Raw genomic sequence first — 1,063 nt, 5'->3', positions numbered from 1 at the left:
GGATTTGTTTGAAATAGTCAATTAAGCTTTTATCTAAGTTTATTGAAGTCATTGCACGGTCAAATTAAGCTTTTACTTTAATTTACCTGACTTTAATTAAGAATGAAACAGCCCTACGTGTTGATAGCGAACTTGGCAACGTCGGGGATGAGTTTTACAACGTAGCCATGTTTGTGGTAAAATCAGCTCATGAAACAGCTTAGAGGTTTTAAATTTAGATTTTACCCAACTTCAGCGCAACGATTAGAGTTAGCGCAGACGTTCTGATGTACTAGGTTCGTATATAACTGGGCATTAGCACTAAGAACTAATAGCTACTACCAAGATCAGGTATCTCTTAGCTATACAGACACTTCTAACGCTCTAACTAAGTTAAAGAAAGACCCAGAGAAACCTTGGTTAAAAAAAGTTTCAGCCGTACCTTTGCAGCAAGGACTAAGGCATCTAAACACTGCATTTGGGAACTTCTTCAAGGGTAAAACCAAATATCCTAGATTCAAGAGAAAGAATAATAGACAATCGGCTCACTATGCGCCAAATGCTTTTAAGTGGCAAGATGGCACATTAACTTTAGCCAAAATGTCTCAACCTCTAAAAATTAGATGGAGTAGATATTTTACTGGCGAACCAAAAAGCGTCACTATATCCAAAGACCCTAGTAACAGGTACTTTATATCGTTCTTGAAACCCAACCGACAGTTTTAAAATGATCTATATAGCCATTAATGATAATTGGTATCAGGTTGTTGTTAATTGTTTGAATGTTTTGATAATAAAAATAAAAAAACGCCTCCCTAAAAATAGAGAGACGCTTTCTTAAAATCTACTTAGCTGTAATCAAAGTTAGCATTAGAAACCTAACCGTTGATAGCAGGAGCAGTTAATGCTACGGGAGCAGTTTCGCCTGCTGCTAAGTCTAAGGGGAAGTTGTGTGCATTTCTTTCGTGCATGACTTCAAATCCTAGGTTAGCGCGGTTTAAGATATCAGCCCAAGTGCTAACCACACGACCTTGAGAGTCGATGATTGATTGGTTGAAGTTGAATCCGTTGAGGTTGAATGCCA

General features: G+C 37.7%; 2 pseudogenes. One reads left to right on the top strand and one right to left on the bottom strand.

The window, feature by feature from the left end:
* Nucleotides 1-189 precede the first annotated feature (189 nt).
* Nucleotides 190-705 (top strand): annotated as a pseudogene (locus H1P_RS39195) (RNA-guided endonuclease InsQ/TnpB family protein).
* 152 nt (nt 706-857) lie between these two features.
* Here H1P_RS39195 and H1P_RS35550 read toward each other — a convergent pair.
* Nucleotides 858-1,063, bottom strand: a pseudogene (locus H1P_RS35550) (photosystem II q(b) protein); the annotation flags it as partial.

Source organism: Hyella patelloides LEGE 07179, assembly GCF_900659865.1.
Taxonomy (GTDB): domain Bacteria; phylum Cyanobacteriota; class Cyanobacteriia; order Cyanobacteriales; family Xenococcaceae; genus Hyella; species Hyella patelloides.
Note: the sequence above shows the minus strand (reverse complement) of the source record. Positions and strands in the feature narration are given on the sequence as shown.